The organism is Agarivorans sp. JK6, assembly GCF_045277145.1.
GTDB classification, from domain to species: domain Bacteria; phylum Pseudomonadota; class Gammaproteobacteria; order Enterobacterales; family Celerinatantimonadaceae; genus Agarivorans; species Agarivorans albus.
Genome location: NZ_CP113525.1, coordinates 296,179 through 319,075, shown reverse-complemented (window position 1 = coordinate 319,075; position 22,897 = coordinate 296,179). Strand labels below are relative to the sequence as shown.

Sequence of the window (22,897 nt, the reverse complement as noted above, 5' to 3'; positions counted from 1 at the left end):
TATCTCTCTAGCCAATACAGCTATACTTATAGTGACAAGCTAAGATAACTGGCAACATTTTATTGCCAGTGACATCTTGGCTTAGCCACCTCATTAGGATGTATAGGAGGATGCTATGAGTGATTGTTGTTTATTGCCCAAGGGCACCGATCTGATTAGAGCGGTTAAGTATATCGGCGAGCACCATTGTCATGATGCTCGCTCCTTAAACGATGTAGCGTTTCGCTTTGACTTGAACCCACTCGATCAACAGTTCATTTTAGAACACTTTATCGAGCAGCCCGATCCCATTAACGCTAAGTCAAATCAATCCAAGTAGACTTAAGCTCGGTGTATTTTTCTAGCGCGTGCAAGGATTTGTCGCGCCCATTGCCAGACTGCTTAAAACCACCAAAGGGCATGGTCATATCACCGCCATCCCAATTGTTCACAAATACCGTACCCGCGCGCAGGGCACGTGAAGTGCGCACCGCAGTATTAATATCACTGGTCCACACTCCGGCGGCGAGGCCATATTCGGTGTCGTTGGCTAAGGCAATGCCCTGCTCAAGCTCGTCAAACACTTGTATCACTAACACCGGACCAAATATTTCTTGTTTCACAATATCCAGCTTGGCATCTACATCATCAAAAATAGTTGGCTTGATGAAGTAGCCACCACTTTCCGGTAGAGCTTGCTCACCACCACATAACAGCTTGGCACCCTGCGCTTTTGCTTGCTCTATAAATGCCAATACTCGCTGCATTTGTACTTCATCAACCATTGCCCCCATGCTGGTGTTGGGGTCCAGTGGGTTGCCCGGTTGCCAGTTATCAACAAGAGCTAGCATTTTATCTACTAAAGCTTTATGCACGCTGCGGTGCACGATAAGCCGAGAGCCCGCAGTACACACTTCACCTTGATTATAAAAAATCGCTGCAACTGCAGTAGCAGCGGCTTTATTTAAATCGGCAACATCAGCACACACCAGGTTCGGGCTCTTGCCGCCACATTCCATAAAGGCACGCTTTAAGTTTGATTGCCCAGTAAACTCCACCAATTTTTTACCCACAGCAGTAGAGCCAGTAAAGGTAATGCAATCTACATCCATGTGCAGCGCCAACGCTTGCCCAGCGGTGTGTCCATACCCTGGCAGCACATTAAACACCCCGTCTGGAATACCCGCCTGTTTCGCCAGTTGCGCCAAATACAGTGCACTTAAGGGGGATTTTTCCGAAGGTTTTAAGATAACCGAGTTACCAGTGGCCAAGGCAGGTCCAATCTTCCACGAGGCCATCACTAAGGGAAAGTTCCACGGCACAATGGCTGCCACTACACCCAGCGCCTCTCGTGTGACTAATGCGAGAGCTTCGCTGGTAACTGGCGCGACTTCATCATAAACCTTATCTATCGCTTCACCATTCCAAGCAACACAGCGCGCGGCGGCAGGTGCATCGTAGGACAGAGCGTCACCAATAGGTTTACCCATGTCTAGGCTTTCTAACAAAGCGAGTTGAGTTTGATGCTGCTCAATCAGTTGAGCAAAGGATTGTAGCTTTTGCTTTCGCTCGGCTGGCGGAAGGTTTGACCACACTCCACTTTGATAGGCTGTTCGTGCTGCGCTAACCGCCAATTCAACATCGGCAGCATCACACTCAGCTACCTCGGCTAGCACTTGTCCGGTCGCGGGGTTAATGCTGCTAAAGGTTTTTCCTGATTGCGCATCCACAAACGCTCCGTTAATAAATGCCTTAGTGGGGAATTCCAATTCCCGCGCTTGTTGTTGCCAATAAGCTAGATCCTGCTGCGCCATGTTCCCTCCGGATGAATCCATCAACTGTTACCCAATAATGAACAAAACTACACAAATATTAAATTTTATTCCATACTTGATACAGTTTATTTAACAGCTTATGGTCAATATATAGCTATTCTTTAGGTTTTTACTATGCAAATTGCGATTCTAAATTGTGACCGAGTTGATAAGCAACTTGCTGAAATTCATGGTGAATATCCCGACATGTTCATCAAGCACCTGAGCGAGCAAGATTCACAACTACAGTTTGAAGTGTTCAATGTACTGAACAGTGAGCTGCCTAAACTCAATCAATTTGATGGTTTTTTAATTACCGGCAGCCGACATAATGCCTACGATCAACAGCCGTGGATTTTACAATTAGTGGCTTGGGTACAGCAGTGTGAACAATTGCAGCGCCCCTTGGCAGGAATTTGTTTTGGCCATCAGATCATTGCTCGTGCACTAGAGGGCAAGGTTGAAAAATCAAGTGCGGGTTGGGGTTTAGGCGTGGCTAAAAACACCCTTATTCAAGCGCCCACTTGGGCAGAGCCGACTGAGCAAGATAGCTTATCCATCTTAGTGAGCCACCAAGACCAAGTAAGCGCTCTTCCAGCACAAGCCCAGTTGCTAGCCAGCAGTGACTTTTGTCCTAACTTTATGTTCCAAATAGGCCAACATACCTTTGCTATTCAAGGACATCCCGAGTTTCCGCTTGCCTACGCAGAAGCCCTTATTGATAAACGGCAAATGATCTTATCGCCTACTCAGTTCGTTTTAGCTAAGACAAGTTTGGTACGTCCACTGGATGCAAAACTGGTCTTCTCTTGGATTTTGCAGCTTTATCGCTTGGGTCAAGCTAAACACCAGGTTTAGCCAAAGCAACTGTAAATAAAGGTAAAAGCTTTACTAGAAGACTCGACAATGCAATCCAAGAAACGTTAAATAACACTAATAGTAAGGATTGAATCATAGGACATGGAATGCACGTGGCTAGTTGGGCTTGGATAACGCTACTTGTTGTAAGTTTAAGCGCTTGCAGTATGAACGATACGCCTGCTCATGAACCGCATACTGTGGCCACAACCACCAGCTGGACCAGCGAATATCAGCAAGGTCAATTCAATCAACAGCGATTTGAGCAAGCCTTACCTAGTGACCTCCAAACCTTGATCACTGAAGCGCTAAGCAATAATCCCGCGTTACAACAACAAGGCTTCGCCCTTGACCAACAGCTTTACCAAGTAAAAATCCAAGATTCACAAAGCTGGCCAAATGTTGAAGCCTTTTTAACCGGCCAACGCAGTGGCAGCGATAGTAGCACCGCCACTCAACTGCGCGCAGGCCTAGATATTAGCTGGGAAATTGATTGGCTAGGAAAACTTGATGCCTTGCAACAAGCCGCAGTGTTAGATGCCAAAGTAAGCTTTGAACAATGGCAACAAGCGCAAATTCGTTTAGCCGCAAACACAGCGCAACAATGGTATAACGTGATTGAGGCTCAGCAGCAGCAACAGCTCATAGAAGAGCGTTACAACAACCTCAAAGCCAACCTGCAAATTATTGAAGAAAGCTATCAAAGTGGTTTAAACAGTGCCTTAGATGTTTACTTAGCGCGTGCTGACTTAAGTGCTTCTCAGGCCCAGCTAAACTCACGAAACAATCAACTTACTCAAGCACAGCGCGAACTAGAGCTACTACTCGGGCGCTACCCCGGCGGTGACATTAAAGTAGCCGGGCAACTTAACGTGCCATTAGATGCTATACCAGCAGGTTTACCCTCAGAGTTATTAATTCGACGCCACGATATTAAAGCAGCTCAATATCGGCTAGCCGCTGCCGACTTACGGGTGTATGCAGCTTATCGTGACCGCTTCCCTAGCCTTACCCTCACTGCCAGTGGCGGCACGCAAAGCAGCCAACTCAACCAATTACTTAATGGTGAATCATTGGTGTGGTCTTTGTTTGCCGGAGTCACCGCGCCAATTTTTGATGCCGCTCGTCGCGAGAATCAGCAACTTCAACAGTACGCGGTTGCTCAAGGTTTAAACTCGGCATATTTAGAGCAAGTATTGGCAAGTTTTGGCGAAGTGGAAGAAAGCCTCACCCTCGAGCCTAGCCTGTACCAAAACGCTCAGCTACTCGCCACCGCAGCCGAAGACTCAAAACAAGCTGAGTCCTTAGCCTTTGAAAATTACTTAGCCGGCTTAAATGAATATGTCACGGTATTGGAGTCGCAGCGCCGCGCCTTTGATGCCCAAAGCAGCGCCATTACTGCGCTTAACTTGCAGCTACAAAATCGTATCGAGCTTTACCTCGCCCTAGGTGGGCATCTCGAACAAGCACAAACCACTCGCGAGGCCTTTGCCTCCGAGCCATTATTTTAACTGGAGTGATGCCAATTATGGCCAAACTGATACGACTTAGCCTGCCTCTGTTGGTGATTATTGTTGGCCTACTCATTAGCCAATACATCAAGGCAAACAAACCACAGGCTCAACGTAAACCGCAAGCAGAACTCGCTAAACTCGCGGTGGAAGTGAGTCCGCTCAGTTTACAGAGTTATCAGGCCAGTGTTAGCTCCTTTGGAACCATTCGCCCACATACCGAAAGCAACCTAGTCGCCCAAGTAGCTGGCAGTATTACCTATGTGTCGGATAATTTTCGCGAGGGCGCTTTTTTTGAAAAAGGCGAAGTGCTACTTAAAATTGATGCCAGAGATTACCAAAATGCCATCACTATCGCCGAAGCAGAGTTACAAACTACCCAACTGCAATTAGCCGAAGAACAAGCCAAAGTAGAACAAGCCCTGCGTGACTGGAAACGCTTAGGCAAAGGCAAACCGGCCAACGACTTAGTCTTACGCAAACCCCAATTGGCCGCCCAAGAAGCCGCCATGGCCTCGGCCAAAGCCAAGTTAACTCGCGCTAAATTGGATTTGGAACGCACCGTGATCCGCGCCAGTTACGCCGGAAGAATTTTAGAAAAAAATGTCGAGTTGGGTGAATACGTTAGCAGTGGGAAAAACCTCGCCAGTAGCTATGCGATAGACTACTTAGAAGTGCGCCTACCTTTAAGTTTGAACGAGCAAAGCGTACTAAATATTCCCGAAAATTATCGTCGTAGCCAAAGCCCAACCAGTAAACCTCTAGTAGATTTAAGCACTAACTTTGGCGCTAAAGAATACCATTGGCAAGCCAAGGTAGAACGCAGTGAAGCAGCTCTAGATAGCGCCAGTAGACAACTCTTTGTAGTGGCAAAAATTGATGACCCATACGGCCCCGCCAACGAAAACAAACCGGCACTTAAAATTGGCCAGTTTGTCAGCGCACAAATTCAAGGAAAAACCTTAGAGCAGGTATTTATTATCCCTCGCAGCGCCCTCTATTCGGGGCAACAAGTGATTGTATTGGAAGATGGATTACTACAAAGAAAATCAGTCAATATTCTGTGGCAAGATCAGCAAAGTTATATTGTGAACGGCGGTATTGAAGCCGGCCAAATGTTAGTAACTACGCCCCTTGGCAGGGTAATTAGTGGTACCCCCGCTAAGCCCATAGGAGCTTAAACCATGCAGCAAATTATTCAATTAATCCCCTTAGGGAGAGGCCTATTATGCATGGCTTAATTGCTTGGTTCACTCGCAATCATGTTGCCGCTAACTTGCTAATGGTGCTAATCGTCGGCTTAGGTTTATATTCGGCCAAATTTCGATTGCCGCTAGAAGTTTTCCCTGAGTTTGAATTAGACATGGTGAATGTGAGCATCGCTTTGCCGGGATCCAGCCCAGAAGAAAGCGAAGAAAGCCTAGCCATTCGCATAGAAGAAGCGATTAGCGACATAGAAGGTATCGACCAAATATCTTCAGTCTCGCAAGAAGGCGCTGCTCGGGTGAGTGCCGAAATTAACTCACGCTACGATACTCGCGACGTAATGAGCGATATTAAGTCACGTATCGATGCGATTAATACCTTCCCTAGCGATGCTGAGCGCCCAGTGGTAAGCCTTACCCAGCGTAAGCGAGAAACCATTACCGTTGCCGTCTCCGGCGACTTAGCCCATAGCGAATTGCGCTTAGTAGCGGAGTCGATTCGTGATGAGTTGTTGCAGCTACCCGAGCTCACTCAGGTCGAGCTGGACTCAGTCGCCCCGTACGAGATCTCTATCGAAGTCTCCGAGCAAAAGCTGCGCGAATATGGCCTAGAGCTAAGTAAAGTTGCTCAAACCATTAGCCAAGCTTCGCTAGATTTATCTGCAGGTTCGGTGAAAACTCAGGGCGGTGAGATATTACTGCGCACCAAAGGCCAAGCTTATGTAGGTGATGAGTTTGCCAATCTACTAATTATTAGTCGCGCCGACGGCACCCGCATTCGCTTATCAGACATTGCTACGGTGGTCGATGGCTTTGAAGAAACTCCCATCGAGAACCGCTTCAATAACCAACCAGCAGTAATGATTGAGGTGTATCGAGTTGGCGATCAAAGTGCCATTGCCATCTCCGATGCGGTGAAACAATACATCAGCGATAAGCAGTCTTATTTGCCACAAGGCATCTCACTCAACTATTGGCGAGACAGTGCCAAAATCGTAAAAGCTCGTTTAAACACCTTAAAAAACAGTGCTATTCAAGGCTGTTTATTGGTGGCCTTGTTACTGGCAATCTTCCTACGGCCCGCGATTGCGGTTTGGGTATGCATTGGTATTCCCATTAGCTTTATGGGAGGCTTGCTGCTGATGCCAACCATGGATGTCACCATCAATATTATCTCTCTATTTGCCTTTATCATGGTGCTGGGGATCTTAGTAGATGATGCCATTGTCACCGGTGAGAATATATATACTCATCTAAAAGCAGGTGAAGAGCCCTTGCATGCCGCAATTAAAGGCACGCAAGAAGTGGCTGTACCGGTTACTTTTGGCGTACTCACCACCATTGCTGCTTTTATGCCATTAATGATGATTGAAGGCGTACGCGGCAAAATATTTGCACAAATTCCACTGATTGTTATTCCGGTACTGCTGTTTTCTTTGGTGGAATCAAAGTTGATTCTGCCCGCCCACTTAAAACACATCAAACCGGCAAGTAATAATCCGGGGCGTTTTAGCTATTGGCAAAACCGCTTTGCCAACGGCTTTGAAGCGGCTATTTTAAAGTTTTATAAGCCGCTGCTAAAAGCTGCTCTATCTCGACGACTACTAAGTGCGGCCATCGCCATTAGTATCTTTGTGGTAGTGTTGTCTTTGGCCACAGCTGGCTGGGTACGTTTTATTTTCTTCCCTCGAGTGCCTAGTGAAACCGCCCGTGCCACCTTAGTAATGCCGGCGGGCACCGCCTTTAATACCACCGACGATTACATTAATCGCATGCTCGGTGCCGCCCTAGAATTACAAGAAAAATACCGTGACCAAGAAACTGGCGATAGCGTTATTTTGAATATTTTGGCCACCAGTGGTTCTAGCGGTGGCTCGGGTAGTGGCCAAAGTAATAAAGGCCGAGTGGTATTTGAAATAGAGCCGCCCGAGTCACGCACTAACCCAATTAGCAGTGGCGATTTAGTCAGAGAATGGCGACAACTCATCGGTAGCCTGCCTGGCGCAGAAAGCCTAACCTTTAGGGCAGAAATAGGCCGCGGTGGCTCGCCCTTAGATGTGCAATTCAGCAGTAACGATTTTGCAGCGATGGCGCAGGTTGCCGACCTTACCAAGCAAAAACTACAAGAATACCCAGCGGTATTTGATGTTGAAGACAGCCTGGCCGACGGCAAACTAGAGCTACAACTAAATATTAAACCACAAGCCCAAGCGCTAGGTTTGAGCTTAAATGATTTAGCCCAGCAAGTAAGAAGTGCATTTTTTGGTTATCAAGTGCAGCGCATTCAACGTGGCCGTGAAGATGTAAAAGTATACGTTCGCTATCCCGCCAGTGAACGTCGCTCTCAGTACAATCTCAATAACATGCTTATTCGTACCCCCGATGGGGCCGAACTACCTTTTAGTGAAGTGGCCAGCGTTACCCCTTCACAAAGCCCAGCAACGATTACTCGCATAGACCGCTTACGCACCCAAAATATCCGGGCTGACGTGAATAAAGAGCAAGCCAATATTGAGGTGATCAAAACTGAACTGCAACAGTGGCTCAGCCAAACCTTGGTGGCCTACCCACAGGTAAATGCTAGCTTAGAAGGCGAAGCCAAAGAACAACGAGAATCCTTTAGCAGTTTAGGCTTTGGCTTGTTGTTTGTACTGTTTGTTATCTACGGCTTATTGGCGATTCCATTTGGCTCTTACTGGCAACCCTTAGTAGTTATGTCGATCATCCCCTATGGCGCAGTGGGTGCAGTATTAGGTCACATGATTATGGGCATGCCATTAACCATTATGAGCATGATGGGCATGCTGGCACTGACCGGGGTGGTGGTAAACGACAGCCTAGTATTGGTGGACTACATTAATCGCCAACGTAAAAAAGGGGTGGACTTAATGAGCGCTGTAGCCAATGCCGGCGTGGCCCGTTTTAGAGCAGTAATTCTCACCTCGCTCACCACTTTTGCAGGTTTAATGCCGCTGATTTTCGAGAAAAGTACCCAAGCACAATTTTTGATCCCCATGGCGGTATCATTAGGCTTTGGCATTATCTTCGCCACCATGATCACGTTGTTGATTGTGCCAGTTAACTACCTGTTGTTAGAAGACGCCCAACGAGCACTGAAACAAGCCAAGCAGTGGTGGCTACGAGGGTTTGAATCTCCCACTAACTAAACCAAATGCCTAACTCAAACAAGCCACTCAAACAAAAAAGGGATTAGCTTAGCTAATCCCTTTTTAGTCTAAACAGACTTATGTTTAAGCTACGCTGGTAGCAACCATTTGCTCGCCTTGCTCTACTGCGTCGGCAATAAATTCGGTCACCTTCTGTTTATCAACCCCCACCACTTCACACAAAGGAGCAGGTAAGTTGTTGGCCACCGTTTCACTACTTAAACCGGCGTTAAGCGCATGGTGAGCAAAAATGGCCAAGCGGATTAGTACAGCTGGCTTAGACACTTCTTCAAAATCCATAGGATTAAGCTGCTGCTCAATGGCATCGGTGATTACTGGAGAAAAGTTCCAACGGCGCGCTAGTTCTCCACCAATTTGCGCATAATCTAAACCTAGGGTTTGACGTTGCGCCGACACCCGCGTTTCCCCAGTTTCTAAACTCAACTCAATTAAGCCCGCTTCTTCAGGTGTTGCACTGGCTATTAGTAATTCACCAAAGTTGTGTAACATGCCGCAGGTAAACGCCATTTCCGGTTCAATGTCGGTGCTTTTTGCTAAAGCCTGCGCTAGCAACGCCACATACATGGCTTGGCTCCAGAACTGCTGTTGGTCGAAGTTTTTGCTTGGCATCATGCCATTTAAACCCGCAGCAACCACCAATGAACGAACCCGCTTTAAACCAAGGCGAATAGCTGCGGCTTCAATAGAGTCAATTTGTTTAATGCCGCGAAACGCCGCCGAGTTGGCCATTTTTAGTACATTGGCACCCAAAGATTGATCAGTAGCGAGCTTTTTACCCAACTGATGTAAATCGACATTCTCATCGTTAATGCTGGTCAGCAATTCCTGCATAATTTGCGGCATCACTGGCAGTTTTTTTACCTGCTGGAAAAAGGCTTCCAGTTCCATGGATTACTCCCTAAAAAAATAATGTGAAGCACTGCATGCTTTCACTTACCAATTGGTCAAAAATTGAGCGCCATTTCACATTGGTGTAACAAGCTGACTTGTTTATCACCAAATTGACCCACACTGAATCTTATATGCAGAATAGTTTGACCTTATAGGCGCGGAAAATACAGTGACGATCGCACAAAATGGCAGGAAAACTTGGCCAAGCTGTAAACCTATTACTCAAGGTTTGTCAGAACAGGTACTAAAAGAATTAATTTTAGGAAACAAAACCTTAGATTACGGTTCGTGGTTACATTGCTTAGGTGCAGAACGCTTGGTTGACGAGCAAGAATACCCCAGTGCCAGCCAAGCGCATATTGTCAGTGACGCCTTAGCGTAAAAACTGCTCAGGCACTTCGCCTAACAACACCATCTCACGCACTTCATTTAACATCACTTGAAACCAAGTAAATTGATGTTGATGTTCTTCAGCGCTAAAACCGATTGTTCCCGCCATAAAGTTTCGAGTGAAACCATACAAATACAAACAAACACTGGTTAGGGCTTCATCATCCCACTTTGAGCCATTTTCAATAAACGAACGTTTACTGTGGAGTATCACAATCTCGCGGTGCCAATACTCTAAGGCTTTAAAATCTTGATCATGAGTGAACAGTTCATGAAAACTCACCAACATAACATCGGTTTCTGGTAGCTGATTAATCAGAAACTGGGTGCTGTCTTTATACTCTACGATGTTACCAACAACTTGTTGAAAGTTGTGCTCTGCAACAACTAGCTGGACCTTTTCAAACCAACGCTTAGCGAGGGCAAAAAAGATCGCATCTTTGTTCTTAAAGAAACGGTATAGAGAAGCAATGTCGATTTCGGCATATTGAGCAATAAGGTTGGTATTTACCGATGCCATGCCTTGCTCTTTGATAAGAGACAATGTGCTATCTAGGATGTGCTCCACTAGTCGCCTGGTTCGCTCTTGGCTAGGCTGCTTACGCATCGCCAGATGCTCAGGTACGACATAGTTTTCCATATTCACCCTCTCATTGATAAAAATATCATCTAAATTCCATCAGCTAATCCAGATTAAATGAAGCTTAGCTGAGATAATACAGCAGCTTATACTCCACATAGCTTAACTAAACAACTCTTGCATAAGATAACTGTGTATAAGTTTTGTCATGAAGAAAAACATATTGCTCGACAATGCTAAGGAATATGCAACAATACACAAATATCTGACTCATTAGTCAGATCTAGTAGCTAGTTATTCACGGAGAAGAATTTGGACCGCTCGGCCGAAGATTTAGTCAACTGGTTTCGTCAGTCGGCGCCTTATATTAATGCCCACCGAGGCAAAACCTTTGTTGTAATGCTTAGTGGCGAAGCCAGCAGCAGCGGCAATTTTAGCAATATCATCCAAGATATCGCGCTACTTAAAACCCTTGGGGTTAAAATAGTATTGGTATGCGGCGCTCGACCACAAATCGATGGTCTGATTGCAGCACATCAACATAGTTGTTTGTTTGCCGGTGAACAGCGTATCACCGACGAGCGTAGCCTTAACATCATTAAGCAAGCCGTTGGCCAAATCCAAATGGATATTGAAGCCCAGCTATCTATGGGTTTGGTGAATTCACCTTTGCATCAAGCCCACATTAACGTGGTGCGTGGCAACTTTGTGGTAGCCCAGCCCATTGGCGTAGAAGATGGCATCGACTTTTTGCACACTGGCAAGGTACGACGCATTAACCATCAGAGCATTAAGCGCCAGTTGGACCATGGCGAAATCGTCATGGTGTCACCATTAGGCGTTTCCGTAACTGGCGAACTGTTTAATATCTGTTCAGAAGACATTACCACCGAAATAGCAGTTTCTTTAAAAGCTGACAAAGTGATTTACTTCTGCCCCGAGCAAGGCATTCATAACGATAAAGGTCAATTGGTAAGCGAACTATTGCCCGACACCGCTAATCAGCTGATGCGCTCTGAGCCCTTTCTTCGAGAAACCGACAAAGACACGCTTCGCTACTTACGCGCGGCTATCCAATGTAGTGATAGAGGCATTGATCGTTGCCACTTAGTGAGCTATCAACAAGATGGCGCGCTACTGCAAGAGCTCTATACCCGCGATGGCAGTGGAACCCAGCTAGTTCAATACAGTTACGAGCGGGTGCGCGAAGCAAGGCTTGATGACATTAATGGCATTATCGAGTTAATAAGACCATTAGAAGAAGAAGGCATACTAGTGCGTCGCTCACGCGAATTGCTGGAGATGGAAATTGAACGATTTACCATTGTAGAGCGCGACGGCATGATCATTGGCTGTGCTGCACTTTATGCCTTTGAACAAGAAAACATTGGCGAACTGGCCTGTTTAGTTAGCCACCCGCAATATCGTCAAGCTAGCCGTGGCGATCGCTTATTGCAAGCGATTGTAAAACGCGCTCGACAACAAGGCTTAAGCAAGTTGTTTGTGCTAACCACTAAAAGCATTCATTGGTTTAGAGAGCGCGGCTTTGCACCTGCCGATTTTGAAGATCTTCCTACCGAAAAGCAGGCTATCTACAACCTGCAACGACGCTCTAAGATCTTAATGATGGATATCACTCACTAAGCCTTATTGCTGAGTAGCCAAATACAAAAAACCAGCTCTAGATAGAGCTGGTAAAAAGACAAACATACACAAGATAATAAGGAAACACGCTAAGTAGGCGCTTAGCGTGTTGACTACATTTCCTTAGAAGTCGTAGCGTGCTGCGAAGTGGAATTCGTTTTCAGCGTCGTCGATGTTGTTGATTTGGTAAGCAGCTACAATGCGTAGTTGCTTAGTCAGGTCGTAACGACCTTCGATAGTGTAGTAATCAACAGCGTCGTATTTAGCTTGGCCTTCGTTTTCAACTTCAGCTTTGTTCCACATTGCTTGCGCCCGGAAAGCTTTAGTGAACTTGTAACCAGCAACTAACTCGTAACCTGTGTGCTCGTTCTTAGCGTCAGAACCGTGCAATTTAAAGGCTTTGTTGTTTTCGCCCATTGAGTAGTTAAGTGCAGCGTAAACACCGTTAGCGTCGTAGTTAACACCAACTAGTGCCATTGTGCTGTCTTTAGCATCGCCATTGTTAGCAATGTTGTAACCAGCACCTAGGCCTAAACCAAAGTCGAAGCTGTAAGCTAAAGCGATACCATAAGCAGAGTTGTCTTGGCTAGCACCAGTAGTCTCGTCTTTTTGGTTATCGTTAAACTTGTAAGAAGCGTGGATGTCGAAGTTGTTGAACTCGCCAGCGTACTTAAGAACGCTGTCTGAACGGCCAATACCTTCTTCACGGCTAGAGCTGATACCAATCGCAGAGTTACCGTAAGGGTTAACGTAGCTTGAATCAGTCCAATCGGCTACTAGCTCTAAAGCACCGTAGTTACGACCGAAAGTTACTTCACCAAAGTCGCCACCGAAGCCAGCGTAAGCTAAACGTGCTTTAGTAGCTGAAGTGTTGTCACCTTCGCCGTTGTTTTCCATTTGTAGCTCGTAGCGACCAAGAGCGTAGCTTGACTCACCAAACTGAGATTTAACTTTAGCGCCAAAACGAACGTATTGGTCAGCACCAAAGTTGTCAGATTTACCAGCATCGTCACCAGCAGTGTAACCAGCGTATACACGGCCATATAGGTCAACAGCGTGTTTTTCATCTTCGTAAACTTTAGCAGCGTTAGCTGAACCAGAAGCAGCGGCAACCGCCAGAGCGATAATAGTAAGCTTTTTCATTTTAATCCCTAAAAAAGTGTGAAGTACATCAAGTAAAAGTTGAACAAATCTTAGGGTTGAAAAATGACAGCTAGGTGACTGAAGTATTAAAGATTAATGACAGCGGAACTTTATTGAATAGTTTGTAAGAGTTTATTTTTTAAGCAGTTTATTTAGGGGCTGTTGATCGTTCGAGCTGATTTTTGCAGCCATTTGTGGCTTATTTATACAAGGCAGAAGCTTTAATGTGTAGTTAGTCTACATGAGAAGCTGATAACGCAGTAGAAATAAGCCACAAACGCTGCCCGAAGGGTTCGGCTAAAATCGTTTTATGCTTTGTTAAGGCGTGTTTACCTAGAATGCTAGGCGACACACGCCTTTCCGCGCCTAAAACGATTTTTCCGCGAACAAAATTTAACTGCGAAAGATTAACAGCCCCTAGTAAGTGCTGATATTTTTCAGCACTTACCAGAAGATTATGTTGTTAGTGCATGAGGTTAAAATCGGTAATTTAGCCCCAAATTTAAGCCCAATTGGGACCAGTAACTACCCACAAAAGTAACTTGGCAACCAGGGCCACACTCTATCTTAGTACCTTCGTTTACAAAGGTGCCATATAGGCGGCCTTCTAGTTTTAAATCGAGATTTTCAGTGAGGTGATAAAAGTAACCGCCCCCCAAGCTAATAGAAAAGCGTTGGGTATCACTACCTGGGCTGGCAGCAAAATGGGTAACACCAGCGCCACCGCTGGCAAAGGTTTCAAATTTTTCGTATTGCCATCGGCGTGATGCTGTTAAATGAGCATATACTACGTCTACATCGGTAGTGGCGGAGTCGTCCATCTCGGTGTTTTGCCAAGAAACCAGCGCTCCCACGTAGTTTTCGTAAGTCTCACGTTTGCGGTTTTCACCACGACTAGTAGCAAAATCAAAGGCGGCCATATAAGAAGGAGCCGAACGAACCGAATAGGTCTGTTCAGTGTCCAAGTCGGTCATTTCACCGCCAAAGGTATAGCCAGCACCAATGCTTACATCCGCGAGTGCGGGCAGCGAAACACAGCACGCCAATAATAATCCTATTTTTCTTAGCATCGGTCACCTCCTGTTAGACACATCAACAGTGTCTAACATTCAGTAACTTAAGCCAAGTTTAAATCGCCTTAAATTGATTGGTTATCACATCGTAATGGTAACCAATGGTTTCTAAACGGCGCGCTAAAGAGCGCTCTTCAAAACCAAAGGTTAAGGCTAGGTCTTCTAGGCTATTACACTCTAAGCGCAGTTTCTCGTTCACAATACCTAATAAGATGTTGGCTTCGAGGTTCAACATATAGCTCGCATCCATAATCAACTCCTCATCTATTGGCTACATCGAGTTAATTTGAGCTTAGTTAAACAATCCTCACTTTTGTAGCTAAGCGCTAGCAACAATGCTGTACTTTTTTGTTTACTTAAGTAGTGGACGACAAAAAGCCCGGCGAGTGCCGGGCTTTAATGAGGTAATCTTGTATTAGATATCAAACTGTTCGCGCATTAGTGCTTCATACTCGGTACACCCGCCAACGTGTTTCTCGTCAACAAAAATCTGCGGTACAGTTTCAACCGGCTTACCTACAGTTTTTTCAAGATCGGCTTTTGAGATGCCTTCAGCATGAATATCAACATAACGGTAGTTATAGTCTTCGTGTGCTTCGCTTAATTGCTCGGCGATCTGCTTGGCACGAACACAATAAGGGCAACCAGGACGACCAAAAATTACTGCAAACATCTTAAACTCCAAAACCAATGTGAATTAGCCCTACTATAGCGGCTAGCTACTAAATAAAAAAATCGAATATTTCACTGTTAGCGATAGGTACTAGCTATCAAACCTTATAGACCTCGTCTGTTAGCGTTATCTTTCATCACTCAACGCTCTTCAATTAAGCCTAACAAACCTTGTTTAAGCAAACAGCTAAAGTCGTTACGCATTGCTTGATCAACCATCGGTTCAACACAATTAATCGTAAGACTTAATGCGCCAGCGACACTTTGCGCCCCAAGCCAAAATATGGCCCCTACCAAATGCTGAGCGGCAGTAAAATAGTATTGCTGGGGAACTAAACCAGAATCTTCCAAAGAGTCAAACACCGGCTCTAAAGGCCCAAGATTAGATAGGTGTAAACAATTGAACCTGCCAGCAACTTGCTGCATTTCATCATCGGCTCGGCGTGGTGCCTGCGCCTCCCACCAATTGTCGTTGCACGCCACCAAGTGCAGACCAGAGTCGACCTTCTCTTTATAGGCCTGTTTAATTTTCTGAGCGCGTTGCCAAAAGCCTTGCGATGAATCGCTAGCTACTTCAAACGAGAACATAGAAACATAACAAGCTAGTTCTTGCTGATTTACCGGTGGTTCAACTATTGGTCGAACATTGGCATTACCGCCTGCACTTACTTTACTCACTGGTGAGCGAGCAATCTTTGTGGCTACTTCAATCGCTGCGCAATAAAGCGTAATGGTAAGGCTCACTTGATGCTTACGGCTTATCGCCAATAAACGCTGAGATTGTTGCTGGCTAAAATTCAACAGCTCCAGTTTATTCTGTTGGTTTTGCCTTAAACCAGCTTGGTTTAGCCATACTCCTGCCTGAGCCGGACTAATCGGAGTGGCAAAAGGGTTATCGTCAGGCGAGTACTCATCCATGGCCAAGGCTTGGTGAACGCCAGCGCGAATACTTAAGCGCTGAATATCTGGCACTTTTTGTTGAGCTACTTGCTGGTGCCGCTCTAACCACTCAGCTAATAAAGAAGCCGCCGACAAGCCATCACAAATACTGTGATGCATGCTAATCACCAGAGCCGATTGCTGCTGATCTAACAAAACCGATACCCGCCAAAGCGGGCCGCCAACGTTAAGCGGGGTATTAGTTTGTTGCTGCATGGTGTCTCGCAATGCTTGGGAAAATGGCAGCTTGCTTTCATCAATTTCTGCCACTTCAAGTTCTGGCTGGCTAGAACACTCTTGCCACTGCCATTGCTGCGCCACTTGTTTTAAACACAGTGACAAAAACGGGTGGCGAAGTTGCAATAACTGATGGATTCGCGGAATAAAGTGAGTGTTTATCTTACCTGTCACTGTCACCGCATTCACCACCAACATGGCACCCGTGCTGGTTAATTCGGCAAACAAAGACTCAGTTTTTCCCAATTGGCGAATCGTCATCATAACCCCCTAAAGCAAGTAAACTGCAGATAACTCAATAAGCAGCAATCATTGCATAGTTGGCGCTTTCACTTTCACTATCTGGATCACCATGTTGAGTATTAAAGCTAAAGCCATCACGCTAAATATGATCGCCATCGCACTTGGGCTAGGCATAAAGGCGGTTGTTAAGCCACCAACGGCTAAGGCGGTAAGGGTCATCTGCGTTGTGCCACTTAAGGCAGACACCGTGCCAGCTTGCCCCGAAAAGTGGCCAAACAAACCAGATTGAGAAATAGGATAAATAGCCCCTACGCTAATGCTGATCAAACTCATCGCTATTATCACCCAAATTAACGTGCTTGAATGGGTGAGCAATATAAACGCTGCAATAAAAGGTAGCAGCGACGCTAGCAGCAAAATGTGTTGCTCTGGCCAGCGACCGTTAAAGCGGCGAGTAAAAGCACTGCCCAAAGCCAAACCTGCTGCCGGGATTATCATCACTAAACCAAAATCATCAGCCGACAAACCAAAGCCATGCTGCAATACAAAAGGTGCGCTACTAATCATGTACATCAAACCAATGCTGGCGATCCAAGCAAAGCTAGAGTAATGAATAAAGTGGCGATCGAAGGCCAAGCTTAAGTAGTCGTTTGCCACACGGTTCAAGTTTAGCGGCGGGCCAACTTCTGTTTGGGTTTCTGGTAATAGCTTGGCAGCAATAATTAGTAAACTTGCGCCAGCAATACCAATGATCACAAATAGATAGTGCCAGCCCCAGTAAGCTGTCACTATGCCACCAATAACCGGACCTAAAACGGGAATAACCGACGCAGCCATGCCCAACCAAGCAAAACCATGCTTTAGCTCTTTACCGCGATAACTGTCACTAATTAAGCAGCGGGCCAGTATCTGGTTACTGCCTGCACCTAAACCTTGAATTAGTACGCCGGCTAATAACAAATCAAGATGATTAAAGCCCAAAAACGTGAGTAGGTTACCCACCAGGAAAACTGCCTGCCCCATCCAAAATACCCGTCGCCTGCCATAACTATCGGCTAGCGGGCCATAAAATAGTTGGGATATGCCTAAGCCTAAAATAAACACCACAATAAGGCGCTGCACTAAATGCTCTTCTACCGCAAAATGCGTGGCCATTTCTGGTAAGGCAGGCGCCAGCAACCCATTGGTTAATTGGGAACAAGCAATAAAGGCAATAGAAAAAAACAGCGGGACTCGCGAATAGCTCACTAATAAACTCCAATACATCAGCGTTCTTCATTGTAAAACAAAGCCAAAAGCGGATAATCATTCATCAAAGACATGATTTATTTCCCGCCAGGAAATAATTAATCAAAAGAGGCCGAATATGGATTGGTTGAACGCGGTGCAAACTTACGTAGCAGTGGTAGAAAGCAGCAGCTTTGTGCAAGCAGCGCAGCAACTTAACATTACTACCTCAGCCTGTAGCAAACGCATCTCTTGGTTAGAGTCTCAATTGCATTGCCAATTGTTATTACGTACGACTCGCAGGGTGCGCACCACCGAGCAAGGCCAGCAGTTTTATTTGCAAAGTTGCGATTGGTTAAGCCAGTTCAATAATATGCGCCAACAACTTGGCCCCTCTAGTCTTGGCTTAACTGGCAGCCTCACGATTGGCGCTCCTGCGGTGTCGGGCAGTTTATTTGTGACGCCCTTAATTGCTTCTTTTTTGCCAAAGCATCCGCACCTTAATATTGAGTTATTAGAAGTAGAGCCAGGGGAAATTCCAGATTTATCGCTCGACATTGTAGTAACACGCCAACTAGACAATTTTGATAGCACTAGCTATCGCATGCTGCATCTATTTAATTACGCAGTGAAGTGTTTTGCCAGCCCTACATTTTTAGCGGATTGCGGCCCAATACAAAGCGCAAAGCAACTGCAAGCTCTACCGCTATTGTTGGTGCAAGGGCAAATCAAAGCAGGCGGCGTAAAACTAAATGAGGGCACTGTGCTTAACCAAGCTTGTCGCTTTGTTACTCACGACCCTATGGCTGCCATTCAAGCAGCTGTTCACCATATGGGTGTAGTCTTGGTATCGGAAGATCTGGTACAACAACATCTATTAGACGGGAAGTTAGTTGAAGTGCTGCCTGGCTTATTGTCTGAGCAACGCAGCGTATGCGCCTATTATCCAGCTCAGCGTTTTGAAAACCCCAATATAAGCGCCTTTTTACAGCACTTACGTGAACAAAGCCAAGCCGCCAGTAATAACCATCAATAACTGGCAGCTTGTGTTAATCAGCCAGGGCGGTACTCCGCTTAACTAATTTCTATTTGCTGCTTTTCACTCACCTTAGCAACAGCTTTGGGCGCTTTAAGCATTAACAGGCCGTTGACTAATTCAGCACTAATATCCTCAGCTTGAATTGCTTTACCAACATTAATGTTTCTGCGGAAAAAGCCACTACGGCGTTCTTTACGCAGTACACTGTCACCCTGCTGTTGATGTTGCTGCTCAATTTTGGCTTGAATGCTCAACACACCATCGTGCAACTGCACACCAATATCTTCCTTAGCCACACCAGGCAACTCGGCAACAAATAGGTAGCTATCTTCTTTGTCGATGATATCGACACGCGGTTGGAAAAACCCATCATCACGCATGGCAAACTGTGGGCTAAAAAGCTGCTCCCATAAATGGTCTTCTCCAAACCAATGATCTCTAGGTAACATGTTCATAATAAGCTCCTTAGTTAGAACCAACACTAAACAACAGCTTACTCAATTTAATTTTAGTAGAGACAAACTGGCCTAACAGGAAGTTGAGGCCAAAATAACCAGCGAGTTTGACCTAAAGCAAACTCATCGATAACTATTATTTTGAGGCTAAGAAAAGGTACAAATTATGCGGTAGGAGACGGGCATAAAAAAACCGCTAGCCAAAGCTAGCGGTTTAGGATGTAACAAGCGTTAGTTCGAGTCACGAGTTAAAAAGGCAACTACGGGGTAGTTTACTCGGCCGCTTCAACATCTGATTCGCATTCTTTTGCTTCAATATCTTCACTGATTGGAAGGCGCACAAAAAAACCTTTACCAGTTGCAAAACAACGCATCGTTTGTTGTTGGTCTTGTTCCATTTAGATAAATCTCCTAAGTTGTTGCAAGGGTGAAAAAGTTAAATGTTATGTTTAATTTCTCGTTATATTTTGCTTATTGCCACTTGCGTAAGTAAGGCTAGCTAGTGAATAAAAATTGCACAAGAAATAATCAGTAAAAATTCCATTTAGCCAAACATTTCTTGATCTAGCTCAGTCTTGCGGGAGGTAATCTATAGGCTTTTGCTAGAAATGTGAAGTACTAATTTACCACTTTGGGGATGCAAGCCAAATTCACCAAAAATAATATCCATAAAAAACAACAACTTAAAAATAAGGCAAAATATAAGAAAATATTACTTATAGCTTTTTGGCATGTAGAAAATGTGTTTTATATCTGTTTGGCTATATTCGGGTTAAGCCGAGAAAATAACAATAGATGAATCAGTTACTTACACCGAGCTATCATTCAAATAAAGCCTAGTGAATAATTATTCAAAATAGTAACTAATGACATAAAAGACAGTTGCAAAACTAGAGCGCAGGCCGCTCACAGGCTAGGCTTAGCGCTTTTTGATTTTTACGAAATCGAAGAAAAGCCATAATGCAATAATGGTTGCCGACACCACCACGCCATATTCTAGATAAAGGTGGATATAACCGAGAAAAAAGCTTACTGCGGGTAAAACTAATACAAGCATTAAGGCCAACAACAAATAGCCCAAGATAGTCTCCTCTTTTTTATTAGATTATATCCTGAGAAATTCCCGCCAAGCTACTGCAAAATAGGTAATTTAGAGCGATTTCACTGAGATGTTAACTAGGGCAAGAAATAGCAAAATAAAAACGTAATTCGGTAATGCAAAAACCTTTAGCGAATAAAGTAGATAAGCATATTAGATATTTTGTGGCGCTGATGGTAGTTACTGTGAAAGCAGCGCTGTAACACGGGCAACGGTGGAATAAACCAGAGTATCAATCACCAATAAACAAGAGCTTATTGGCATCCTCTACTCAGCGCTGGGTTATTCAAAGTAAGATTTAAGTTGCAGTTGTACGTGGCCATCTTTCCATACTGTGGTGTCAATTTGCGTTTTGCAAATTGCACACAGCGTTTTGTTCGACAAGGTTAAGTGGCCCGACAAACGGTTACCTTTGGCACGAAACAACAAATTATTTTGCGCTTGCCAGCGCACGCCACCACGCCAATTAGCACGCCATTGCGGCACTTGCTGGTAACGTAAAAACTCAGATTGCTCTGTGGTATTAGTAGGAAGCTGATTACTGCTAGCGCTGCGAGCACTAAAATGTTGCTCTTGTAACCAATTAATATCATTAAATAAATCACTAGCAGCTTGAGGTTGTTCGAGCTCGTTTTCAACACTAAAGTCGAGCGCCAGTTTAGGCTTTGCCTGAACCATGTTTGCCCACACCAATACTGCAATCATTAACGATAATGCAATACCCATAACAACCTCCAACGCACCGTTAGTTTAGTTAACTACTTCCTCTTATGGTTTGGTTTACATCTCGCACCTTGCCAAGCTTGGTAAGGTGCTTTTATTAAAGAGTAGTAGACGCAATGGGTTCTTGCTATTTCCATGCCACTACTAAGCTTTTACACAGGTGCGCGTTACATTCTGCTAACTTTATTCAACCTAGGCATAACCTATCACACCGATAAACTTTACAAATTGGTTTGACCAATGGAAATAAGCGATACTTTTGTGCGAAGTTACTTGACTGTTAGGCCGTAGTTTTCTTTCATACACACCAAATGCGAAAAATTAGCTAACATGCAGTAGCTAACAAACATTTAATATGCAGCGACGTGTTGCCAACACAGCAACTCAACATAACAACCATTAGCAGGAACACACTATGCAAATCGGAATACCTAAGGAGATCTTCGACCAGGAGAGCCGGGTAGCCGCCACCCCAAAAACCGTAGAGCAGTTGCTTAAACTAGGCTTCTCTGTGGCAGTGGAAAGCGGTGCAGGAACAGCAGCCAGCTTTAATGATGATGCTTATAGCGAAGCAGGCGCAGAAATTGTAAGCAAAGAGCAAGCATTTCAAGCTGACCTCATCTTTAAGGTTAACGCTCCACTAGACGGAAGCGACAACACCACCGACGAACTTTCTCTTATAAAGGAAGGCGCAACGGTAGCCAGTTTTGCATGGCCTGCACAAAATCCAGAATTGCTTGAAAAATTTAAAGCAGCCAAGGTTAACTTATTAGCCATGGACATGGTGCCGCGGATTTCTCGCGCTCAATCTTTAGACGCACGTAGCTCGCTAGCCAACGTAGACGGCTACCGCGCAGTGGTAGAAGCAGCTAACCACTTCGGCCGCTTCTTTACCGGTCAAATTACTGCTGCGGGTAAAGTACCACCTGCTAAAGTATTGGTAATTGGTGCAGGTGTAGCCGGTTTGGCTGCCATTGGTACCGCTGGTAGCTTGGGCGCTATTGTTCGCGCCTTTGATACTCGCCCAGAAGTAAAAGAGCAAATTAACTCTATGGGCGCCGAGTTCCTAGAGCTTGATTACGAAGAAGAAGATACTGGCAGCGGTGACGGCTACGCAAAAGAAATGAGCGCAGCCTTTATTGAAGCCGAAATGGCCTTGTTCCGCGAACAAGCCAAAGATGTAGACATCATTATTACCACCGCATTAATTCCAGGCCGCCCAGCACCTAAGCTGATTTTGGCCGACATGGTTGAATTAATGAAGCCAGGTAGCGTAATTGTTGATTTAGCAGCAGCCACTGGCGGTAACTGTGAGTTAACCGAGCCTGGTGAAATTGCCGTTAAGCACGATGTAACCATTGTCGGCTTAACCGATATTTCTCGCCGTTTACCTGCTCAAGCTAGCCAACTTTACGGCACCAACTTAGTAAACCTACTTAAGTTACTTAGCCCAGAGAAAAATGGCGAAATCAACATCGACTTCGAAGACGAAGTTTTACGTGGCGTAGCCTCGGTTAAAGATGGCGAAATCACTTTCCCACCACCAGCAATTCAAGTAAGTGCTCAGCCTCAAGCCGAAGCACCTGCTGCAGAGCCGGCTCCAGTGGAAGAAGAAAAACCAAGCAAGCCTTGGCTAAAACCTGTGCTAGCAGCAGCCGGTGCAGCCGCTTTTGCTTGGGTAGCCGACGCAGCACCAGCAGACTTTGTACAACACTTCACTGTGTTCTTGCTGGCTTGTGTAGTGGGTTACTACGTAGTTTGGAACGTAACACATGCCTTGCACACTCCATTAATGAGTGTAACCAACGCCATTAGCGGCATTATTATTGTGGGCGCCTTAGTGCAGATGAAAGCCGACACCTCCTGGGTAGTACTACTGCTCTCGGGGATCGCCGTGCTTATCGCCACCATTAATATCGCCGGTGGTTTTACTGTGACTCAGCGGATGCTGAAAATGTTCCGTAAAGACGACTAAGGAGAAATAGTC

22 protein-coding genes are annotated in these 22,897 nt (G+C 45.4%); 9 read left to right on the top strand and 13 right to left on the bottom strand.

The features are described from left to right. Window positions 1-115: 115 nt before the first annotated feature. Window positions 116-319 (top strand): hypothetical protein, encoded by a 204-nt coding sequence (locus OV592_RS01455; RefSeq protein ID WP_016399833.1) that lies wholly within the window; start codon window positions 116-118, stop codon window positions 317-319. On the opposite strand, the gene OV592_RS01450 is transcribed toward OV592_RS01455, so the two are convergent. Further along, window positions 297-1,814, bottom strand: a complete 1,518-nt coding sequence (locus tag OV592_RS01450) for an aldehyde dehydrogenase (RefSeq protein ID WP_406610161.1) — start codon at window positions 1,812-1,814, stop codon at window positions 297-299. The two genes, OV592_RS01455 and OV592_RS01450, sit on opposite strands and share 23 nt — an antisense overlap. Window positions 1,815-1,928: 114 nt before the next feature. Here OV592_RS01450 and OV592_RS01445 point away from each other — a divergent pair, with 114 nt between their 5' ends. The 4 genes from OV592_RS01445 to OV592_RS01430 all read left to right on the top strand — a co-directional run bounded on the left by OV592_RS01445 (window position 1,929) and on the right by OV592_RS01430 (window position 8,534). Continuing rightward, window positions 1,929-2,651: a glutamine amidotransferase-related protein gene (locus OV592_RS01445; protein ID WP_406610160.1), complete on the top strand. Its 723-nt coding sequence runs from the start codon at window positions 1,929-1,931 to the stop codon at window positions 2,649-2,651. Between the two features lie 113 nt (window positions 2,652-2,764). Continuing rightward, window positions 2,765-4,162, top strand: a complete 1,398-nt coding sequence (locus OV592_RS01440) for an efflux transporter outer membrane subunit (protein ID WP_406610159.1) — start codon at window positions 2,765-2,767, stop codon at window positions 4,160-4,162. Window positions 4,163-4,179: 17 nt separating this feature from the next. Further along, a complete protein-coding gene (locus tag OV592_RS01435; protein ID WP_406610158.1) occupies window positions 4,180-5,343 on the top strand; it encodes an efflux RND transporter periplasmic adaptor subunit in 1,164 nt (387 codons plus the stop codon). Between the two features lie 47 nt (window positions 5,344-5,390). Then, on the top strand, window positions 5,391-8,534 hold the full coding sequence (locus tag OV592_RS01430) for an efflux RND transporter permease subunit (protein WP_016399838.1): 3,144 nt from the start codon (window positions 5,391-5,393) through the stop codon (window positions 8,532-8,534). An 84-nt stretch (window positions 8,535-8,618) separates the two neighbouring features. Here OV592_RS01430 and OV592_RS01425 read toward each other — a convergent pair whose 3' ends face one another. Beyond that, window positions 8,619-9,443: an HDOD domain-containing protein gene (locus tag OV592_RS01425; RefSeq protein ID WP_016399839.1), complete on the bottom strand. Its 825-nt coding sequence runs from the start codon at window positions 9,441-9,443 to the stop codon at window positions 8,619-8,621. Window positions 9,444-9,615: 172 nt separating this feature from the next. On the opposite strand from OV592_RS01425, the gene OV592_RS01420 reads away from it, so the two are divergent. Continuing rightward, the gene (locus tag OV592_RS01420; RefSeq protein ID WP_016399840.1) at window positions 9,616-9,828 is read left to right on the top strand and encodes a hypothetical protein; all 213 of its coding nucleotides are present in this window, start codon (window positions 9,616-9,618) and stop codon (window positions 9,826-9,828) included. Here OV592_RS01420 and OV592_RS01415 read toward each other — a convergent pair. Beyond that, on the bottom strand, window positions 9,820-10,476 hold the full coding sequence (locus OV592_RS01415) for a TetR/AcrR family transcriptional regulator (protein WP_016399841.1): 657 nt from the start codon (window positions 10,474-10,476) through the stop codon (window positions 9,820-9,822). The genes OV592_RS01420 and OV592_RS01415 overlap by 9 nt on opposite strands. A 252-nt stretch (window positions 10,477-10,728) precedes the next feature. On the opposite strand from OV592_RS01415, the gene argA reads away from it, so the two are divergent. Next, window positions 10,729-12,060, top strand: a complete 1,332-nt coding sequence (gene argA, locus OV592_RS01410; RefSeq protein WP_016399842.1) for an amino-acid N-acetyltransferase — start codon at window positions 10,729-10,731, stop codon at window positions 12,058-12,060. A gap of 123 nt (window positions 12,061-12,183) precedes the next feature. On the opposite strand, the gene OV592_RS01405 is transcribed toward argA, so the two are convergent. From OV592_RS01405 to OV592_RS01380, 6 genes are all read right to left on the bottom strand, one after another. Further along, on the bottom strand, window positions 12,184-13,203 hold the full coding sequence (locus tag OV592_RS01405; RefSeq protein ID WP_406610157.1) for a porin: 1,020 nt from the start codon (window positions 13,201-13,203) through the stop codon (window positions 12,184-12,186). Between the two features lie 476 nt (window positions 13,204-13,679). Further along, the gene (locus tag OV592_RS01400) at window positions 13,680-14,273 is read right to left on the bottom strand and encodes a hypothetical protein (protein ID WP_406610156.1); all 594 of its coding nucleotides are present in this window, start codon (window positions 14,271-14,273) and stop codon (window positions 13,680-13,682) included. Window positions 14,274-14,331: 58 nt separating this feature from the next. Further along, a complete protein-coding gene (locus OV592_RS01395) occupies window positions 14,332-14,526 on the bottom strand; it encodes a DUF4250 domain-containing protein (protein WP_016399845.1) in 195 nt (64 codons plus the stop codon). Between the two features lie 165 nt (window positions 14,527-14,691). Then, on the bottom strand, window positions 14,692-14,949 hold the full coding sequence (locus OV592_RS01390; RefSeq protein WP_016399846.1) for a GrxA family glutaredoxin: 258 nt from the start codon (window positions 14,947-14,949) through the stop codon (window positions 14,692-14,694). 140 nt (window positions 14,950-15,089) lie between these two features. After that, window positions 15,090-16,388 (bottom strand): condensation domain-containing protein, encoded by a 1,299-nt coding sequence (locus OV592_RS01385; protein WP_406610155.1) that lies wholly within the window; start codon window positions 16,386-16,388, stop codon window positions 15,090-15,092. A gap of 45 nt (window positions 16,389-16,433) precedes the next feature. Next, window positions 16,434-17,633, bottom strand: coding sequence for a multidrug effflux MFS transporter (locus tag OV592_RS01380; protein ID WP_406610154.1), 1,200 nt, complete (start codon window positions 17,631-17,633; stop codon window positions 16,434-16,436). Window positions 17,634-17,733: 100 nt separating this feature from the next. Here OV592_RS01380 and OV592_RS01375 point away from each other — a divergent pair, with 100 nt between their 5' ends. Continuing rightward, entirely contained in the window at window positions 17,734-18,630 is an 897-nt protein-coding gene (locus tag OV592_RS01375; RefSeq protein WP_406610153.1) for a LysR family transcriptional regulator, read from the top strand. Between the two features lie 38 nt (window positions 18,631-18,668). Here OV592_RS01375 and OV592_RS01370 read toward each other — a convergent pair whose 3' ends face one another. The 4 genes from OV592_RS01370 to OV592_RS01355 form a co-directional block, all read right to left on the bottom strand. After that, window positions 18,669-19,088, bottom strand: coding sequence for an Hsp20/alpha crystallin family protein (locus OV592_RS01370; RefSeq protein ID WP_406610152.1), 420 nt, complete (start codon window positions 19,086-19,088; stop codon window positions 18,669-18,671). A 272-nt stretch (window positions 19,089-19,360) separates the two neighbouring features. Continuing rightward, entirely contained in the window at window positions 19,361-19,486 is a 126-nt protein-coding gene (locus OV592_RS01365; RefSeq protein WP_016399851.1) for a hypothetical protein, read from the bottom strand. A gap of 521 nt (window positions 19,487-20,007) precedes the next feature. After that, the gene (locus tag OV592_RS01360) at window positions 20,008-20,169 is read right to left on the bottom strand and encodes a hypothetical protein (RefSeq protein WP_016399852.1); all 162 of its coding nucleotides are present in this window, start codon (window positions 20,167-20,169) and stop codon (window positions 20,008-20,010) included. Between the two features lie 300 nt (window positions 20,170-20,469). Next, on the bottom strand, window positions 20,470-20,913 hold the full coding sequence (locus tag OV592_RS01355) for a hypothetical protein (protein WP_406610151.1): 444 nt from the start codon (window positions 20,911-20,913) through the stop codon (window positions 20,470-20,472). 412 nt (window positions 20,914-21,325) lie between these two features. On the opposite strand from OV592_RS01355, the gene OV592_RS01350 reads away from it, so the two are divergent. Beyond that, the gene (locus OV592_RS01350) at window positions 21,326-22,885 is read left to right on the top strand and encodes a Re/Si-specific NAD(P)(+) transhydrogenase subunit alpha (protein WP_016399855.1); all 1,560 of its coding nucleotides are present in this window, start codon (window positions 21,326-21,328) and stop codon (window positions 22,883-22,885) included. Window positions 22,886-22,897 lie beyond the last annotated feature (12 nt).

Bases quoted from the DNA above. Each gene is read 5' to 3' on its own strand.
- OV592_RS01455 (WP_016399833.1), top strand. From the start codon at position 116: ATGAGTGATTGTTGTTTATTGCCCAAGGGCACCGATCTGATTAGAGCG.
- OV592_RS01450 (WP_406610161.1), bottom strand. From the start codon at position 1,814: ATGGATTCATCCGGAGGGAACATGGCGCAGCAGGATCTAGCTTATTGG.
- OV592_RS01445 (WP_406610160.1), top strand. From the start codon at position 1,929: ATGCAAATTGCGATTCTAAATTGTGACCGAGTTGATAAGCAACTTGCT.
- OV592_RS01435 (WP_406610158.1), top strand. From the start codon at position 4,180: ATGGCCAAACTGATACGACTTAGCCTGCCTCTGTTGGTGATTATTGTT.
- OV592_RS01430 (WP_016399838.1), top strand. From the start codon at position 5,391: ATGCATGGCTTAATTGCTTGGTTCACTCGCAATCATGTTGCCGCTAAC.
- OV592_RS01425 (WP_016399839.1), bottom strand. From the start codon at position 9,443: ATGGAACTGGAAGCCTTTTTCCAGCAGGTAAAAAAACTGCCAGTGATG.
- OV592_RS01415 (WP_016399841.1), bottom strand. From the start codon at position 10,476: ATGGAAAACTATGTCGTACCTGAGCATCTGGCGATGCGTAAGCAGCCT.
- OV592_RS01405 (WP_406610157.1), bottom strand. From the start codon at position 13,203: ATGAAAAAGCTTACTATTATCGCTCTGGCGGTTGCCGCTGCTTCTGGT.
- OV592_RS01400 (WP_406610156.1), bottom strand. From the start codon at position 14,273: ATGCTAAGAAAAATAGGATTATTATTGGCGTGCTGTGTTTCGCTGCCC.
- OV592_RS01395 (WP_016399845.1), bottom strand. From the start codon at position 14,526: ATGGATGCGAGCTATATGTTGAACCTCGAAGCCAACATCTTATTAGGT.
- OV592_RS01390 (WP_016399846.1), bottom strand. From the start codon at position 14,949: ATGTTTGCAGTAATTTTTGGTCGTCCTGGTTGCCCTTATTGTGTTCGT.
- OV592_RS01385 (WP_406610155.1), bottom strand. From the start codon at position 16,388: ATGATGACGATTCGCCAATTGGGAAAAACTGAGTCTTTGTTTGCCGAA.
- OV592_RS01380 (WP_406610154.1), bottom strand. From the start codon at position 17,633: ATGTATTGGAGTTTATTAGTGAGCTATTCGCGAGTCCCGCTGTTTTTT.
- OV592_RS01375 (WP_406610153.1), top strand. From the start codon at position 17,734: ATGGATTGGTTGAACGCGGTGCAAACTTACGTAGCAGTGGTAGAAAGC.
- OV592_RS01370 (WP_406610152.1), bottom strand. From the start codon at position 19,088: ATGAACATGTTACCTAGAGATCATTGGTTTGGAGAAGACCATTTATGG.
- OV592_RS01365 (WP_016399851.1), bottom strand. From the start codon at position 19,486: ATGGAACAAGACCAACAACAAACGATGCGTTGTTTTGCAACTGGTAAA.
- OV592_RS01355 (WP_406610151.1), bottom strand. From the start codon at position 20,913: ATGGGTATTGCATTATCGTTAATGATTGCAGTATTGGTGTGGGCAAAC.
- OV592_RS01350 (WP_016399855.1), top strand. From the start codon at position 21,326: ATGCAAATCGGAATACCTAAGGAGATCTTCGACCAGGAGAGCCGGGTA.